Origin of the sequence: Methylobacterium sp. J-088 (assembly GCF_022829295.1) — a bacterium.
GTDB lineage: Bacteria > Pseudomonadota > Alphaproteobacteria > Rhizobiales > Beijerinckiaceae > Methylobacterium.
The window spans coordinates 1-17,154 of the sequence record NZ_JAKSYH010000031.1; the positions used below are offsets into that span (position 1 = coordinate 1).

Annotated in this window: 14 protein-coding genes; 9 read left to right on the forward strand and 5 right to left on the reverse strand. The window is 70.2% G+C overall.

From position 1 onward, the window contains the following. Positions 1-215 precede the first annotated feature (215 nt). Positions 216-1,535 (reverse strand): DNA-packaging protein, encoded by a 1,320-nt coding sequence (locus MKK63_RS02165; RefSeq protein ID WP_243998460.1) that lies wholly within the window; start codon positions 1,533-1,535, stop codon positions 216-218. Continuing rightward, a complete protein-coding gene (locus MKK63_RS02170; protein WP_243998282.1) occupies positions 1,504-2,154 on the reverse strand; it encodes a helix-turn-helix domain-containing protein in 651 nt (216 codons plus the stop codon). Before MKK63_RS02170 ends, MKK63_RS02165 begins: the two co-directional genes overlap by 32 nt. A gap of 421 nt (positions 2,155-2,575) precedes the next feature. Between MKK63_RS02170 and MKK63_RS02175 the strand changes: the two genes are divergently transcribed. Continuing rightward, positions 2,576-3,601, forward strand: a complete 1,026-nt coding sequence (locus MKK63_RS02175; RefSeq protein ID WP_243998284.1) for a sensor histidine kinase — start codon at positions 2,576-2,578, stop codon at positions 3,599-3,601. A 96-nt stretch (positions 3,602-3,697) separates the two neighbouring features. Continuing rightward, the gene (locus MKK63_RS02180; protein WP_243998286.1) at positions 3,698-4,126 is read left to right on the forward strand and encodes a SufE family protein; all 429 of its coding nucleotides are present in this window, start codon (positions 3,698-3,700) and stop codon (positions 4,124-4,126) included. 13 nt (positions 4,127-4,139) lie between these two features. Here the strand turns inward: MKK63_RS02180 and MKK63_RS02185 are convergent, their stop codons facing one another. Together MKK63_RS02185 and MKK63_RS02190 are read right to left on the reverse strand one after the other, a co-directional pair. Further along, on the reverse strand, positions 4,140-4,994 hold the full coding sequence (locus tag MKK63_RS02185; RefSeq protein WP_243998288.1) for a DUF6456 domain-containing protein: 855 nt from the start codon (positions 4,992-4,994) through the stop codon (positions 4,140-4,142). Positions 4,995-5,089: 95 nt separating this feature from the next. After that, positions 5,090-5,311, reverse strand: a complete 222-nt coding sequence (locus tag MKK63_RS02190) for a hypothetical protein (protein WP_243998290.1) — start codon at positions 5,309-5,311, stop codon at positions 5,090-5,092. A gap of 214 nt (positions 5,312-5,525) precedes the next feature. Here MKK63_RS02190 and MKK63_RS02195 point away from each other — a divergent pair, with 214 nt between their 5' ends. Continuing rightward, entirely contained in the window at positions 5,526-7,673 is a 2,148-nt protein-coding gene (locus MKK63_RS02195; protein ID WP_243998292.1) for a S9 family peptidase, read from the forward strand. 10 nt (positions 7,674-7,683) lie between these two features. Here MKK63_RS02195 and MKK63_RS02200 read toward each other — a convergent pair whose 3' ends face one another. Then, entirely contained in the window at positions 7,684-11,127 is a 3,444-nt protein-coding gene (locus MKK63_RS02200; protein WP_243998294.1) for an AsmA protein, read from the reverse strand. A gap of 408 nt (positions 11,128-11,535) precedes the next feature. Here MKK63_RS02200 and MKK63_RS02205 point away from each other — a divergent pair, with 408 nt between their 5' ends. From MKK63_RS02205 to MKK63_RS02230, 6 genes are all read left to right on the forward strand, one after another. Continuing rightward, positions 11,536-11,733, forward strand: coding sequence for a hypothetical protein (locus tag MKK63_RS02205; protein ID WP_243924102.1), 198 nt, complete (start codon positions 11,536-11,538; stop codon positions 11,731-11,733). Between the two features lie 298 nt (positions 11,734-12,031). Beyond that, complete coding sequence (locus MKK63_RS02210; protein ID WP_243998296.1) at positions 12,032-14,398, forward strand: ATP-dependent helicase; 2,367 nt, start codon at positions 12,032-12,034, stop codon at positions 14,396-14,398. Between the two features lie 432 nt (positions 14,399-14,830). Next, complete coding sequence (locus tag MKK63_RS02215; RefSeq protein ID WP_243924100.1) at positions 14,831-15,547, forward strand: PhoH family protein; 717 nt, start codon at positions 14,831-14,833, stop codon at positions 15,545-15,547. A gap of 133 nt (positions 15,548-15,680) precedes the next feature. Next, the gene (locus MKK63_RS02220; RefSeq protein WP_243998299.1) at positions 15,681-15,911 is read left to right on the forward strand and encodes a hypothetical protein; all 231 of its coding nucleotides are present in this window, start codon (positions 15,681-15,683) and stop codon (positions 15,909-15,911) included. Between the two features lie 146 nt (positions 15,912-16,057). Then, positions 16,058-16,342, forward strand: coding sequence for an accessory factor UbiK family protein (locus tag MKK63_RS02225; RefSeq protein ID WP_243998301.1), 285 nt, complete (start codon positions 16,058-16,060; stop codon positions 16,340-16,342). Between the two features lie 294 nt (positions 16,343-16,636). Continuing rightward, entirely contained in the window at positions 16,637-17,146 is a 510-nt protein-coding gene (locus MKK63_RS02230) for a YbjN domain-containing protein (RefSeq protein WP_243998303.1), read from the forward strand. The last annotated feature ends 8 nt before the right edge of the window (positions 17,147-17,154 follow it).

A 17,154-nucleotide genomic window follows, 5' to 3' on the forward strand; every position in this document is an offset into this window, starting at 1 on the left:
ACCCTGTCAGCGCCTTGAAGGTGCGCGCGATCCTGAACTTTCTCGACCCTCACCCCAACCCTCTCCCGCACGGGAGAGGGGGCATGTCGCGCTTGCCACCCGTGTTGGCAGACGCGTGTCGTGTACCGTGGGCAAGCCAACGCTTCATCCGCTTAGCTCTTTGTTATGTCGCAGGTTTTTGTCGCAAAACCGGTGGCCACTTTTGCGAAACCTGCTTAGAGCCGCCGGATGCGGGGTTCCGGCCGCACCTCCAGCATCAGATGCGTCAGCGCCCAGACCAGGGCGTCGAGCCGGTCGGGCGAGCCCCCACCGGACAGGCCGTCCGGCCCGAAATCGCACAGCTCGTCCTCCAGCGCCGGAAAAGCCCCGACATGGTGGACGAGGCCGCGGGCATAGAGCAGGGAGACCGGCTCGGCCCGCAGGTACTTGCCCCGCGTGGCATGGACCCGGGTCACCGGCACGGCGGGATCGCATTGCGCCAGCACGGCGGCCGCCATCTCACCGCCCTGGTTGACCTCGACCACGAGGGCGTCGGCCGCGAGCCGGTGGTAGAGCGCCAGCGCCGCCCCGGCCCAGGCCTGTGGCGTGGCGCGGGCCAGGCTCGCATCGGCCAGCACGTAGGCCCGCCCATGCGCGCGGCCCGCCGCCACGATCCCGCAGGCATCCGAACGGGCCCCCGAACTCGCGGGCGGATCGACCGCCACGACGATCCGCCCGAGATCGGGGGCGGCGGCGACCCGGCCGGCTTCGAGGCCGGCGCGGTCCCACAGGGCGTCGTCCCGGTCCTCGATCAACTCACCGTCGAGTTCCTGGCGGCCGAGGCGCGTGCCGGCGTAGCGGCCGACCACGCGCTCCAGGAAATCCGGCGCGAGGTGCTCGGCGTTGTCGCGGGTCCGGGCGCGGGTCACCACGGTGCGCGGGTCGTCGAGCAGGCGCCGGATCAGCGGCACCGGCCGCGGCGTGGTGGTGACGAGGTTGCGCGGCCGCGCGCCGAGGCGCAGGCCGAATTGCAGCATGTCGAAGGCCGCGTCCGGCCGGCGCCACTTGGCGGCCTCGTCGCACCATGCGGCCCCGAATTGGGGGCCGCGCAGGGCGTCCGGCTCCTCGGCCGAGAACGCCTGGGCCACGGCGCCGTTCGCCCATTCGAGGCGCCGTCGGCTCGGCGACCAGTCCGGCCGGCTCCGGCCGCGCCGGGGCAGGCCGAGGATCCCCGACGGGCCCTCGATCATCACCTCGCGCACGTCGTTATGCGTCTCCCCCACCAGCGCGATGCGCCCGACCGGCTCGGGCGTGAAGGCCGGATCGCCCCGCGCCTGGGCGTCGACCCACTCGGCCCCCGTGCGGGTCTTGCCGCTGCCGCGGCCGCCGATCACCGCCCAGGTCGTCCAAGGCTCGGCCCCGCTGAGCCCCGGATCGGCGGGCGGGAGCTGATCGGCGCGGGCCCGATGCAGCCAGTCGGCCTCAAGCGCCCGGATCAGTTCGGATGGCAGCGTGGCAAGAAAATCAGGCAGGCGCCCCGCCGCCGACAAAGCCATCATAGCGTCGCGCGATCTCCGCGCGGAGCGTGGGCAGGTCGCGATCGAGACCGTCATCGCCGCCCTCCCCCGTCGCGCCGTGGGCGCCCTCGGCATCGACCTCATCGAGCAGCCGCTTCAGGCCGCCGAGGTCGCGCAGGACCCGGGCGGATTCGGCGAAAGCCGCCCCCTCCCCGCTCAAAGCCGCATCAAAGGCGGCGATCTGCCGGGCGATGTGGCTGCGCAGATGCGCCCGCAGGGTCGCGGGATCGATCACCGACGCCGGATCGCGCGGCGCGCCGCGGCGTGTCGGCCGCACCAGCGGCGTCAGCTGGATCGCCGCGCTCAGCCAAGCCATCGAATTCTGCCCGAAGCCCAGGGCCGCCGCGACGTCGGAGGAATCGTTGCCCGGTTGGCTCAGAAGCCGGGCGACCGCAAGGCGCCGCGGCTCGGGCCATTTCGCGACGACGGAGCGCCAGTGCGGCGGCCGCGGCCAGCCGGCCCGGGCGTTCCAGGTCTTGATCGTACTCAGGTGGACCCCGGTGCGGGCTGCGATCTCGGGGATCGTCAGCTCAGTCTCGCGCAGGAGCTGCAACACCGCGATGCGCCGTTCCGCGGGGTGCGCAGCGCCTACCTGCATCGCCGCCTCTCCGCATACGTCTCGACCGTGCCTTGGTGATAGCCCGGCAGCGGGCCGGTGTCAAGCGCAAATTCCTAGGATGGGCATATTTTGAGGATTCTTGCATCCGTGGCAGGCCGTTGGCCGGCAAAGTCCCGCGCGATGGGAAAAGCGCTCCCACATGCCCGCCGGCACGGGCCGCCTCCACTCCGTGCGCCGCCTACGTCTCTGGCCGGTCGATCATCCCGCTCCCTGTGCATGAGCACTCCAAAGGCGGCTGAACACCGGAACGGCACCCGGGTCGGCACGTTGACCGGCGCTATCCACTCACACTTGACTCCTCACACACGCGCCAAAGCGAATCGGATCGAGAATGGTCGGACAGCCCCCAGGGTCCGGAACGGCTGAGCCGAAGGGCGATGGTCCTGCGGAGGCTTCCGAAATGGTGCCGACCCCGGGGACCGCCGAGGCGGCGGCCCTGAGCGACAGCTTCAGGCGTTTCGCCGATGTCGTGCCGCTGATGATGTGGCGTTCCGATGCGCACGGCCACGCGATCCACCACAACGAGTGCTGGCTGGAATTCACCGGGCGCCCGCTCGCAGCGGAACTCGGCCTCGGCTGGCGCGAGGGGCTGCACCCCGAGGATTTCGAGCGTCACGCCGGAATCGTCGCGGAGGCCTTCGGGTCTCGGGTGCCGTTCACGGTGGAATTCCGCCTGCGGCGTCACGACGGCGTCTATCGCTGGTTGCTGGATACCGCGCGCCCGCTGGTCGAGGACGGGCGATTCCAGGGCTATCTCGGCTCCTGCTTCGACATTACCGACCGCAAGCATGCCGAGGAGCATATCGAGCACGCGCTCGCCGAGAAGGAGACGCTGCTCGCCGAGGTCTACCACCGGGTCCGCAACAACCTTCAGGTAATGGTCAGCCTGATCGGCCTGTACGGGCGGGCGGCGCCGGATGCCTGCCGCGGCAGCTTCGAGGCGCTGGGCCAGCGGGTCCGGGCGATCGCCCTGGTGCAGCAGCACCTGCACGAGGCGCCGCACATCGCCTCCATCGACCTGCGGGATTACCTGCACCGCCTGGCCTCGGGCCTCGGCCAGCTCCGGCGGGCCGGACGCATCAGCGTTCAGGTCGAGGGCGCGGGCAACGGCCTCGTGGAGCCCCGCACCGCCAACGCGCTCGGCATGATCGTGGCCGAAATCGTGGCGGAGTGCCTGGACGCCACGGCCGAGCACGTCGCCTGCGCGATCAGCATCGGCCTGGACGCCGCGGCGGGCCAGCCGCTCTGCGTCTCGATCGTGTCCGGTGTCAGCGAGATGGCGGCCTCCGGTCGCCCCAATGTGCCGAAGCTCGGACCCCGCCTCATCGCGGCCTATGCGGCGCAGGCCGAGATCGCGGTGTCCGGGGATGCCAGCCCGACCGATCCCCTGAGGCTGACCCTGCCGCCGAGCGCCACGGCGCAATGACCCGCGGCGCAACGACTAGCCGCGTCGCCCGGCCCCGTCGCCATGGCCGCCGGACCGGCCTATAGCGGCACGGCCCCCTTCCGGATCCGGACGAGCATGCTGCCCCCGATCGACACCATCATCGAAAATTTTGAGATCGTCGAGGACGACGATATGCGGCTCGAATATCTGATCGAGCTCGGCCGCGCCCTGCCGCCGATGCCCGAATCCCTGCGCAGCGAGGCCAACCGGGTCCATGGCTGCGAGAGCCAGGTCTGGATCGAGACGGCCGCCGAGGGCTCGGGCGCGGAGCGGCACCTGCGGCTGCAGGGGTTCAGCGATTCGTTCATCGTCCGCGGCTTCGTCGCGCTGATGGTCGCGTTCTACACCGGCAAGACCCCGCGCGAGGCCGCTGAGACCGATGGGCTGGACCTGTTCCGGCAGCTCCGCTTCGGCTCCCACGTGACATCGAAGCGGTCGAACGGCGTGCGGGCGATGGCCGAGCGCATCCACCGGGACGCGACCCGGCTCGCCGCTGAGGCATAAGGCGCGCCTGACCTCACCCCCGCCATAGGCGCAGCCGCGCCCGCTCCGGCCCGGTCGCCTCCCGCTCCAGGCCGTAATGCTCGGCGAGCCGACCGAGGGCGATGCGTGCCACGACCTTGGCGGAGCGGGCCGGCCAGCGCCGCTCGACCTCGATCCGCTCCAGCCCTTTCAGGAAGCCGCAGAGATCGATCAGCAGGCCGGACAGGTCGCCGCCGACCGCATCGAGGGCGCCGCGCACCCGCTGCCGGGCCGCGATCACGTGGTCGGCCGCCGAGGCCGGGTCGCGCGGGCCGCCGCCATCGACCCGCGTGGCCCCGAACTCGCTGCCCATCCGGGGCAGCAGCGCGGCGGCGGTCATGTCCCGCCGCAGCCGCTCGCCGGCCTCGAAGCAGGCGGCGTCGATCAGCGGGACGCCGTCCCGGCCACGGCGGCGCACCATCCAGGCGAGCGGGTTCTCGGCGGCGTTGCGCAGGACGGGCTCCGCCATCCGGTCCTCCTGCTCCACGACCAAGTCACGGTGCTGCGCGGCGAACGCGGCCTCGCCCCCCGCCGCCTGCCGGCGGAGGCGCGACCGGCCGGCTGTGCTGATCGTCAGCCGCGTACCGGCGGCATCCCACTCCGCCAGATCGGCCGCCGCGAGGGCCCGGCCTGAAGCCGCCGCGAAGCGCCGGCTTCCCACCGAGATTCCGTCGCCCCCGCGCCGGACGATCAGCGAACCCTCGGCGAGCGGGTCGGGCCGGGCATAAGCACATGGCTCGCCCAGCCGAGTCAGCAGGCGGGCGGCCTCAGGGGGCAGATCGGTCGCTGGCTTCGCGCGTCGTTTCGACGGGGCGACGCTGCGGGGACCTTGCCCGACGCTTATGTTCATGATTTGTTCCTAAGTGGGTGAACGCGACAAGACGCACGCGCAGTGTCTCAGGAATTTCGAGAACCTCAAGGCTTTTTTGCCTATATCCCCAGCGATCAGTTCGGAGCTTGCCGAGCCGGGCGCGTCGGCGGCCGATGCAGGATCTCGGCGATCTCGTCTTCCGACTTGTCCCGCACGTCGTAGCCCATCGCCTCGAGTCGATCGATCAGCGCGGGGCTGCTGGTCGCCGAGCGCGCCGTCCATTGCGCCAGGACGTCGTTCACCTGCTCCAAGTCCGGCGTGGGGTGATCGGGCTGCGGATCGGGGGCTTTGGCCATGTCGGCACCTTCGATTCGGGTCGGCGACCGCCCGCGCGGATGCGCCGCGGCCAGCGGCTCAACGCCTGAGGTCGGAACGGGCTCCCGGCCGCTGCCGCGCCCCACGCAGGGCGCGGCGGCCCGGGACCAGCCCTGCACCGGGCCGTCTTGCCATCCCGCGCGCCAGCGCGACACATGCCTGGCCCGCAGGTGACGGGATCCAATGGGAGACACGATGACGGAGATCGGCCGAGGCTTCCCGGCGCACCAGACCGGGATGCCGATTGCCCACCCCATCGCCGAGGCGCGGCCCCGGCGGTTCAGCGTGCACGGGCAGGAGATCACAGATCCCTATGCGTGGCTCAAGGCCGAGAACTGGCAGACGGTCCTCAAGGACCCCGCTGCGCTGCCCGAAGACATCGCCGCCTACCTGAAGGCCGAGAACGCTTTCGCCGAATCGGCGCTCGCCCGGACAGCGGATCTTCGCAAGCAGCTGGTCGCCGAGATGCGTGGACGGATCCAGGAGGACGAGAGCGGCGTCCCGGATCCGGACGGACCGTTCGCCTACTACACACGCCACCGGGAGGGCGGGCAGCACCCGCTGATCTGCCGACGTCCGGCGACCTCGCCCGATGTGCCCGAATCCGGACCGGACCCGGTCGAGACGATCCTGATCGACGGCGACCAGGAGGGCGCCGGCCTGCCGTTCTTCGAGATTGCCGCAGCCGTCCATTCCGATGACCACGCGCGCCTCGCCTGGAGCGCCGACACCAAGGGATCGGAACTCTACACGATCCGGGTGCGCGACATAGCAACCGGTCTCGACCTCGACGACCGGGTCGAGGCGACCTCCGGCGAGGCGGTCTGGGCCGCGGACGGGGACAGCTTCTGGTACGTGGCGCTCGACGCCAACCACCGCCCCGCCAAGGTCCTGCGTCACCGCCTCGGCACGGCCCAGAGCGCGGACGAGACGGTCTATACCGAGCGGGATGCCGGCTATTTCGTCCATATCGGTAAAACCCAGTCCGGCGCCTTCCTCGACGTGACCGCAAGCGATCACGAGACATCCGAGGTCCGGCTTTTGGACCGGCAGGCGGCGGAGGCACCGTTGCGCCTCGTGCATCCGCGGGAGCCGCTCCTGATCTACGGCGTGGAGCACCGGGGCGACCGGCTGTTCATCCGGACCAACGCGGACGGCGCCGAGGATTTCAAGATCGTCACCGCGCCGCTCGACGATCCGGGCCGGGCCAGCTGGACCGACCTCGTACCCCATCGGCCGGGGGTGATGATCCGCCACCTGCACCTGCTCGCGGATCACCTGATCCGGCTGGAAATCGAGAATGCGCGGCCGCGGATCGTGGTGCGTGACCTCGCGGACGATTCCGAGCACACGGTCGCCTTCGACGAAGAGGCCTATTCCCTCGGCCTGCGCGCCGGACTCGCCTTCGACACGCAGACGATCCGTTTCGTCTACTCGTCGATGACGACCCCATCGGAGACCTGGGACTACGGGTGCCGGTCCAAGGCACGCACCCTGCGCAAGCGGCAGGCGGTGCCGAGCGGGCACGACCCGGCGGCCTACGTGACGCGGCGGCTGTTCGCCACCGCGCCGGACGGCGAGCGGGTGCCGATCTCGCTGCTGCACCGGCGGGATCTCGTCCTCGACGGCAGCGCGCCGCTGCTGCTCTACGGCTACGGCTCCTACGGCACGCTGATGCCGGCGGCGTTCCGGACCAGCCTGCTGGGTCTCGTCGACCGCGGCTTCGTCTACGCCATCGCGCATATCCGCGGCGGCACCGAGAAGGGCTGGCGCTGGTACCTCGACGGCAAGCGTGAGAAGAAGCCCAACACCTTCACGGACTTCATCGCCTGCGCGCAGGCGCTGATCGCGGCCCGCTACACCGCCGAGAAACGCATCGTCGCCCATGGTGGATCGGCGGGCGGCATGCTGATGGGGGCGGTGGCCAACATGGCGCCCGGGCTGTTCGCCGGCATCGTGGCCGATGTGCCCTTCGTCGACGTGCTCAACACGATGCTCGACGCCGAACTGCCGCTGACCCCGCCCGAATGGCCCGAATGGGGCAATCCGGCCGAGAGCGAGGCCGCCTTCCGGACGATCCTTTCGTACTCGCCATACGACAACGTCGCCGCGCAGGATTACCCGGCGATCCTGGCGCTCGGCGGCCTCACCGACCCGCGGGTGACCTACTGGGAGCCGGCCAAGTGGGTGGCGCGGTTGCGCGCCACCATGACGGGGGGCGGCCCGGTATTCCTGCGGATCAACATGGAGGCCGGCCACGGCGGCGCCGCCGGACGGTTCGACCGGCTGGAGGAGGTGGCGTTGATCTATGCGTTCGCGCTGATGGCGGTGGGAAAGGCTTGAGACCCGTCGTTCAAGGTTGAGCTTCGGCGGGTGCAGGCGGCTGGGCGGTTCCCTCACCGAGGATCCGCGCCCGGCGCGCCGCCTCCTCGGCGGCAGCTTTCTCCGCGGCGGCCTTGTCGGCGGCGGCCTTGTCGGCGGCGGCCTTGAGGGCCGCCGCGCGGGCCTTGTCCATCTCGATCCGGGCGCGGCGGCGCTGCCGCTCCACCTGATCGGCCTCCGTCAGCTCGATCGTCTCCAGCTCGCGCTGGAGCACGAAGGCGGCGAGCCCGTTCGACAGGGCGCCGACATCGAGCACCTGGTCGGGGGCCGCGAGCGGTCCCGCGAGGCCGAGCTGGATCGTCGACGATCCGGTGCTCCAGCCCCGGGGCACCGGACCGCCGGTCAACGTCCCCCGGGCGTCGAGGCGGGCGTTGCGCAGGTCGTAGCCGATCGTGCCGGCCCAGCGGGCGGACCCGAAATCGATGTCGTACGGGCCAGCCCGCAGGATCCCGCCCACGATCGTGGCGGCGGCGCGCGCGGGACCGGTGGCCTGGGCCGCCGCCTTGCCGAGTTCCTCCGCGACAAGGGCCTGCAGGCGCCCCTCACGCAGCGGGTCATCGATCTCCACTGCCCGGGCGAGCGCGCGCCCTGGCGCCCCCGGATCGGCCGCCGGGATGCGCAGGTCCTTGAGGATCAGCGTGCCGCTGCCCGAGAGCCCGTCGCCGAGGCCCGGGAGCGTCTCGGCGGCGGTCGAGAAGCGCAGATCCGCATCCAGACGGCCGCCGATCGGGCCGCCGCCGAGCCCGGCGATCGCCACATCCGCCAGGCTGCCGGAACCCGAGAGCGCCGCGCCGGCGCCCGCCCGGGTGATCGTGGCCGATCCCGCGATCCGCCCCCCACCGAGCTTGGCCGTCAGGTCGCGGAGGGTCAGGCTGGCTTCCGACAGGCCCAGCGCGACGGTGGCGTCGGTCGCCGCGAGACCGCGGCCGAGATCGAGCTTGGCGATGCGCGTATCGAGGGTGATGGCCGGGGGATGGCCCGGCGGCCCGAACCGCCCGTTCTCCTGCACCGGGAGCACGAGCGCGGCCGCCACCTGGGGCAGCGACAACCGATCGAGGGTAAGGCGTCCGCTCAGGGCGCCGCCGGGCGCGCGCATCAGCGTTCCGTTGACAGCGGATCCCGCGATCTGCCCGGTCAGCGCCGCGCTGCTGGCGCCCACCTCCTGGGACAGCGTGACGGTCAGGTCGGCAGGCCAGGCGCCGGGCTGCAGGCTCGCGGCCCCGGCCAGCGTCAGGAACGGCGCGAGGTCGGCCGTTTCGGCCCGGAGCGCGCCCCCGGTCGGCAGCGCGTCCGCGCCGATGAGGATCGGCCGGCCCGTCGCGATCCGTAACCCCGCCACCGTCCCGTCGGCCGTGATCGCGAGGGCGGACTCCTCCGGCCGCTCGGCGCTCAAGCGCAGCTCGGCGGGCCGCTGGAGGCCCGGGATATCCGCCCGCCCGAACCATGTGCCGGCCCGGGCGGCGCTCAAGGCGGCGGTGCCGCCCTCGATCCGCGCCCCGCGGCTCGCCAGCGTCAGGTCGAGGGTGCCGCCGCCCGCGTTGCCCTTCGCCTGCGTGCGCAGCGCCCCGGCGGTGCCCTCCCGGTCGAGGGTGACGGCGAGGTCGAGGGGCGCGTCCTTCAGGAACGGCGGCAGCAGGCGCAGCTCGCCGACCCAGACCCGTTCGAGCAGGCCGAGCAGCGGCGCCGCCACCGGGGCCTTCAGGCGGCCCGAGACGCGCCCGGTCCCATCCGCGCCGATCCGGCCGGACAGCGTGGCGCTCGCCCCCGCGAGATCGGTCACCGCGAGACTGTCGACCACGACGCTGGCGCCGTCCGTCTGGATGCTGGCCGCAATGGTGCCGTTGCCGGATCCGACGGTCCCGAAGCGAACGTCCCGAGCCTCCAAGGTCAGGGCGAGATCGAGGTCGCGCAGGGTCCCGAGCGTCGTCCCGAGGGGCGGCAGGGCCGCGATGTCGATGCCGTTCGCCCGGATCTGCGCATCGAACCGACCCCGGACCCCGTCCTCAGCGGCGGTGTAGCGCGCGTTCCCGGTGATCCGGGCGGGGCCGAGCCCGACGCGCAGGTTGCGCAGGGATAGGCTCGCGGGATCGGCGGACAGATCGGCCGCGGCTTCGATCCGGCGTCCGTCGAGCAGCGCGGTCAACGGCCCCTCCACGCCGAGGCGGCGCAGATAGCGGCCCAGCGCATCCGAATCGGGCGCGACGAGCGCCACCGGGCCGGTCAGGCGGAACGGCGCCGTTTCGACCTGCCCGCTCACGCTGAGGGTCGAGTCCGCCGGGCCGGTGACTGAGAGGCGGCGCAGCAGCAGGCCGCCGGCCCGCTCCACGGTGCCGGTCAGCGCGAGGTTCGACAATTCGTCGCCCCCGAGCACGGCGCTGCCCACCGAAAGGTCGAGGTCGATCATTGCCGGCAGTGCGCCGCCCCAATTGGGCAGGCCGCGGGCGATCAGGTTCTGGCCCTCGGTCGAGGTCAGGAAGGCGTCGAGGTCGAGGCGACGGGCTTCCAGGCTCAGGCCGGCGCGCCATTGGCGCAGGTCGAGCCGGCCGGTGCCTCCGAGCCGCAGGGTCCGCCCGCCGGGATCGATCGCGAGATCCACCCCCTCGAACCGCACCTGCGCGCCCCGGGCCTTGAAGGCGCCGCTCAAGGAGAACGGCAGGTAGGCGCCCGCGACCTGGGTGGGCGGGCCGACCACAAGGCGGGCGGTACCCTCGGACTCCACCTGAACAGCCCCGCCGCTCTCCTGGGGGGCAAGGCCGAACCGCGCGTCCGCCTCGAACCGGGGGTGAGCATCGCCGCCGCCCGAGATCTTCACGGCGACCCGCCCGTCCGGCCCCGGCGTGCCGCTGACAGCCCGGAACGGCACGCCGCCGCTCGTGCCCTCCACGCGCCACGGCCCGACGAGGGCCGGGGCCTGCAGGGTCAGATCCTGAGCGTAGAACTGATCGGTCCGGCCGGTCGCCGGGACCTGGGTGGTGACGAGGAATTGCTGGACGTGCAGCGCCTCGATCGCGAAATCGCGACCACGCAGGGATTCGCCGAGATCGGCCGGCAGCTTCAGGGCGTCGGGGCCGGCGAGCGGGAGCCTGATCTCGGCCCGGCCGACCCGGGTTTCGGTGAAGCGGAACTCGCCCTTCAGAAGCGGCGCCAGTGCGATCTCGGCCTTGACGAACCGGGCGTCGAGGCTCGGGCGCTCCGGATCGGTCCCGAGATGCAGGCGGTCGATGCGCAGCCGCGGCGAGGGCAGGAGCCGAACCTCGATCCGCCCGTCGGTCCGGGCCGGGACGCCGAGCGATTGGGCGATCGCCCGATCGACCAGGGCGCGGTGGGCCTGCCAATCCACGAAGGGTGGGACGGCCAGCGCCGCCACGAGAACCAGGATGACGGCGCCCGCCAGCGCGGTCAGAAGATCACGCACCGTTCCCGTTCCGCACTCGTGTCCGCGCGGGCAAACACCATAGCGATGTCGCCCCCCGCGTGCCCCCGCGGGCAAACCGCAACGGCCTTAGCACGATAAGGGGCCGGGGGCGCCAGCGCGGGATCTACGCGGTTGGAGACCCTGTCGCGCTGACGCGACCTACCTGTCCGCGGGGATGGAATGTTCATCGCTGAAAAAGAGAGGGTATGATTTACCTACCGATGTTGTTAAAAATTCAAGCTTTGGGATGAATCATCATACGGCGAAAGGCCTTAGATCCGGTATAAAGATCTAGTATGCTTGATGGGAAATTCGCAAAAGTTGTCAACTTGCCGCGAGGTGCGCAACGGGTTCGCCGCCAGGATGTTTGATGCCCGCCAAACAGGCACGTCGGCACAGGAAAACATCATGCCCCAGAAGGCTCATACCGAGGCTGCCGAGCACCACGAGAAGGCCGCCAAGTCGCATCGCGCAGCCGCCGAGCATCATGGCAAGGGCGACCACGCGGCAGGCCACAAGCACTCCACGGAAGCGCACGGCCACGCGGACAAGGCCAAGGAGCATTCGACCAAGGCGCATGGCAAGAGCGCCGAGAACCACAAGTAAGAAGCCGTTTCCGGGTCCGGCTCCCGCCCGAGGTCGGGCGGGGGTGGGATCCGGAACCCTTCGCCAGCGGGGCTGATCGGGACTTCGTTACGTCCCTCGCCGCGCCGGACGTAAGTGCCGTCTCGGGTACCCGGTTGGCAGCCGTTCGAACACTTGCGGACCGAGCTCGGCCCAGCGCTCAGGGTGCGCGGCGACGCCGCTGCCGACGGGCGAGGTCCACCACCCCGCCCAACACCCTCCGGTCGCATTCCCCCCGAACCACCTCGACGCCGTTCGCGATTTGGTCCAGGGAAGCAGGATGCAGAACCACCCGCATGCGCAGCCCGCCGGGGACGGCGCTCCGTCCTCCTCCATCGCCGCCCGCGCCATGGGCGCGCTCCGCCGCGACGCCGCCTCGTATCTCGAAGGCCTCAACCCCGAGCAGCGGCGCGCCGTCGAGACCACGGAGGGCCCCATCCTCGTGCTGGCCGGCGCCGGCACCGGCAAGACCCGGGTGCTGACCACCCGCATCGCCCACCTGATCTCCACCAACCGGGCGCGACCGTTCGACATCCTGGCGGTGACCTTCACCAACAAGGCCGCCCGGGAGATGAAGCACCGGATCGGTGCGCTGATCGGCCCCGCCGGCGAGGGCATGCCCTGGCTCGGCACCTTCCACGCCATCGGCACCAAGATCCTGCGCCGCCACGCCGAAATGGTCGGGCTCAAATCGGATTTCACCATCCTGGGCACCGACGACCAGCTCCGGCTGATGAAGCAGGTGATCGCCGACCAGAACGTCGACGAGAAGCGCTGGCCCGCGCGCGCCCTGTCCCACGCCATCGACGGCTGGAAGAACCGCGGCCTCTCCCCCGAGCAGGTGCCGCCCGGCGAGGCCTCGGCCTTCGCGTTCGGCAAGGGTGGTACGCTCTACACCGCCTATCAGGCCCGGCTCGCGACGCTGAACGCCGTCGATTTCGGCGATCTCTTGCTGCTCTGCCTCAAGCTCTGGCGCGAGAACCCGGATGTGCTCGCCAACTACCAGGACAGGTTCCGCTACATCCTGGTCGACGAGTATCAGGACACCAACGTCGCCCAGTACCTGTGGCTGAGATTGCTGGCGCAAAACCGGAAGAACATCGCTTGCGTGGGTGACGACGACCAGTCGATCTACGGCTGGCGCGGCGCCGAGGTCGACAACATCCTGCGCTTCGAGCACGACTTCCCCGGTGCCGTGGTGGTGCGGCTGGAGCGCAACTACCGCTCCACCGGCCACATCCTGGCCGCCGCCTCCGGGTTGATCGCCAAGAACGAGAGCCGCCTCGGCAAGACCCTGCGCACCGACGACGAGCCCGGCGAGCGCGTCACCGTGACGGGCGCCTGGGATTCGGAAGAGGAGGCGCGGATGCTCGCCGAATCGATCGAATCCCTGCAGGCCAAGCAGCACGCCTTGTCGGAGATCGCCGTTCTGGTGCGGATCTCCGCGCAGATGCGCGAGATCGAGGACCGGTTCGTCCAGCTCGGCCTGCCCTATCGGGTTATCGGCGGCCCCCGCTTCTACGAGCGGGCCGAGATCCGCGACGCGCTGGCGTATCTACGGGCCACCGTGAATGTCAGCGACGACCTCGCCTTCGAGCGGATCGTCAACACGCCCAAGCGCGGCCTCGGCGACGCCACGCTCCAGCAGCTCCACACCTACGGCCGGGCCAACCGCCTGCCCCTGCGGATCGCCGCCGAGCGCCTGTGCGAGACCGACGAGTTGAAGCCCCGGGTCCGCTCGACCGTGCGGGCGCTCACCGAGAGCTTTTCCCGCTGGGCGCGGCTCGTGGAATCGCAGCCGCACAGCGAGGTCGCGCAGACCATCCTGGAGGAATCCGGCTACACCGAGATGTGGCAGAAGGACCGCTCGGCCGACGCCGCAGGCCGCCTGGAGAACCTGAAGGAATTCGTCCGCTCGATGGAGGAGTTCCCCGACATGGCGGCGTTTCTCGAGCACGTTTCCCTGGTGATGGAAGCCTCCGAGACCGAGGGCGCCGACCGCGTCTCCCTGATGACGCTCCACGCCGCCAAGGGGCTCGAATTCGACACCGTGTTCCTCCCCGGCTGGGAGGACGGCTTGTTCCCGAGCCAGCGGGCGCTGGACGAGAGCGGGCGCGCGGGCCTGGAGGAGGAGCGGCGGCTCGCCCATGTCGGGCTGACCCGGGCGCGCAAGCGGGCGAAACTGTCCTTCGCGGTCAACCGGCGGATCCACGGGCTGTGGTCCTCGACCATCCCGTCCCGGTTCATCGACGAATTGCCCGAATCCGCGGTCGACGTGGTCGAGGCCCCGGCCCATTTCTCGGCCGGTGCCTCGCGGTTCGACCGCAACCCGACGCCGTTCGGATCGAGCTACGGCACGCCGGGCTGGCAGCGGGCGCAGGCCAATACGGCGCCTCAGGGCGGTCGCGGCTTCGGTTCGGCACCGGGCGGGCGATCCGGCGGACATGCCGGCGGCCCCCGCCAGATCGAGGGCGAGCTGATCGCCAAATCGACCGGTGCGCCGTCCGCGTTCGAGGGGGGCCAGCGGGTCTTCCACACCAAGTTCGGCCCAGGAACGATCGCCGGCGTGGATGGTAATAAGCTGACCGTTGACTTCGACAAGGCCGGCCGGAAAATGGTCCTCGACAGCTTCATCCAGGCCGGGTGAGGCAGGTCCCGCCGACCAAGCCCGGACGTTTCAGGGCGGCAGGGTCGGCCGGCTTCGCCCCCGCGGGCGGGGAGGTATCGTGATCGTGCCGGATGTGGCGTCTTCGCGTCTTCCCAATTCCGAGCCTCTCGTCGAGCCTGATGCATCCGTGCAAGCCCCACGACTTTTTCGCGGCGGCCGAGTCTACCGTCACCCCCTGGTCGCACCCTGTGCGCAATCGTGGAGCACGAATCACGCTGGTGCGACAGTTGCATCACGTATTCGGCCGCGCGCGGCATGTCGTGACGCTCTCCACAGGCGGACGCGCGCGGTGCGGAACCTTTGGGAAGGGGCCCGTATTAGTTCCGCGATAGACGTTGATCCGGGAGCAAGCAGGTAAACGGCAGTTCAAAAACAGATCCAGGTTGGCAAGTCCCGTTGGAGTGTACATCCATGAAGAGACGCCGCGCACGACTTGAACTGGTTGAAGACCGCACGTCCCGCATTCACCGCACACGCTTCGACGAAGAACGCAACCTCGCTCCCATCCAGCCCCTCACCGAACGCCAAGCCGAGTATCTCGACGCCCTCGCGCGCTCCCCGCAGGTCATCGTCCTCGGGCCGGCCGGCACCGGCAAGACCTTCATCGCCGGTACCCGTGCCGCGGATCAGCTCCGCCAGCGCCGCATCTCCAAAGTCGTCATCACCCGCCCGAACGTGCCCTCGGGCCGCTCCCTCGGGTTCTTCCCTGGAACCCTCGAGGAGAAGATCGCGCCCTGGGTCGCCCCGCTGACCGAGGCCATGAAGGAACGCATGGGCGCCGCAGCCTTCGAGATCGCCCTCAAGACCGGCGACATCGAGATCGTCCCGTTCGAGGTGATGCGCGGGCGCACCTTCAAGAACTGCCTCGTGATCCTCGACGAGGCGCAGAACACCACAGTCAACGAGATCAAGATGTTCCTGACCCGGATCGGCGACGATTGCCAGGTCATCATCAACGGAGACATCTCGCAGACCGATCTGCGCGAGACGTCTGGCCTGCGCACCGTGATGCATCTTGTCAAAAGCCGGATGATGCCGATACCGGTGGTTGAGTTTACGCGAAACGACATCGTACGATCCGGCATCTGCGCCGAATGGGTCAAGGCGTTCGAGGAAACGAATCTCTAACTCGGAAGTTGATGGCGGCGGGTCCTCGACGGCCCGCCGTGCCGTCCCGCGGCACGAGACGACTCTCCGTACCTCCCGTCCGGGAGGATGAACCGGGCGCCATACCCGGCCATCAGAGAATTGGAGTCTCCTCGTGAGGAAACTGACCTTCGCCTTCGCCGTCCTGGCTTCGCTGGGTGGTGCTGCCCTCGTCCAGCCCGCCTCCGCGGCCCCCGCCATGCCGGGCGCCGTCACGACGTCCGATGCCGTCACCCAGGTCCGGATGACGCCCATGGAGCGGCGCATGACGCACCGCCGCATGATGCGCCACCACATGCGTCGGCGGATGATGCAACACCGCATGCACCGTATGCACCGCATGTAATTCTGTTACGGAGCGGGGCCCGATCCGGCCCTGCTCCGCTTCCTGCGATCCGGGCGTTGCCCGGCTCTTCGAAGATTCCTATCTCGTGCTCTGGAATCGTGCCGTCAGGCGGCCGTCGCGGCAGCCGGCCGATCCGGGAGACCAGGATGCCCCCCTCCAATCGCCTGTTTGACGACCTCGCCCGCCTGATGACCGACGCGGCCGGCGCCGCGCAGGGGGTGCGCCGCGAGGCCGAGACCGTGGCCCGGGCCCAGCTCGAACGCGTCATCCGCGATCTCGACATCGCCTCGCGCGAAGAGCTCGACGTGCTTCGCGATCTCGTAACCAGCCTGCAGACGCAGAACACGGCTCTCACGGCCCGCGTCGCGGCCCTGGAGGCGAAATCCGGCGCCGCTGCTGCGGGTGCGGCGGGCCTGAGCGAGGTGGTCTGAGTCCGCGCGGCAACGCCCGGAGCTTTTACACAGGAAGCCGCGGCGACGATCCGGTTTCCTGTTCACTGCTAAGGGCCCGCACTTTGTGTCGCGAGTCAGGGCCGGTCTATAGTCGGGCAGTGGGTGATTCGAGCGCTGCGGGGCGATGTCCGCGGAGCTTCGACAGTCGATCGCATCACCACCGGCGCAGATCTGCCGGCTGTTCCAGGTCTCGGAGTGTTCTCGGCACTCCGGTTTCGCATCACCGCTCACGACGGACCGGACTTTTCGTCCGGGCCGTCATTTTGGATCGTCATGCCGCTGCTCAACGTCGATTTCCACGACCCGGACAGGAACGAGCATCCGCTCGACGTTGTCGAGCGTTTGGCGTCGTTGCGCGACTGGATCTTCGATCGGGCTGAGACCGACGAGATGTCGGTGACGAGCCCCGGCCGCTGGACCGACTACAACGTGGCCTTCACCTGGATCGAGGACGTCGAGGCGCTTCACGTCGCCTGCGCGTTCGATCTCAAGGTGCCGGATCGGCAGCGGACCGAGGTGATGCGCCTCATCGCGCTGATCAACGAGCAGCTTTGGGTTGGACATTTCGACCTGTGGTCGAGCGATGGCGTGGTGATGTTCCGCCATGCGCTGCTGCTGACGGGGGGCGCGGTCCCGACCCACCCGCAATGCGCCACCATGATGAAAACCGCGGTCGACGCCTGCGAGCGCTACTTCCAGGCGTTTCAATTCGTGCTCTGGGCCGGCAAGACCGCCCGCGAGGCACTGGACGCCGTGCTGTTCGAGACCGAAGGCGAGGCGTGACAGCCCAA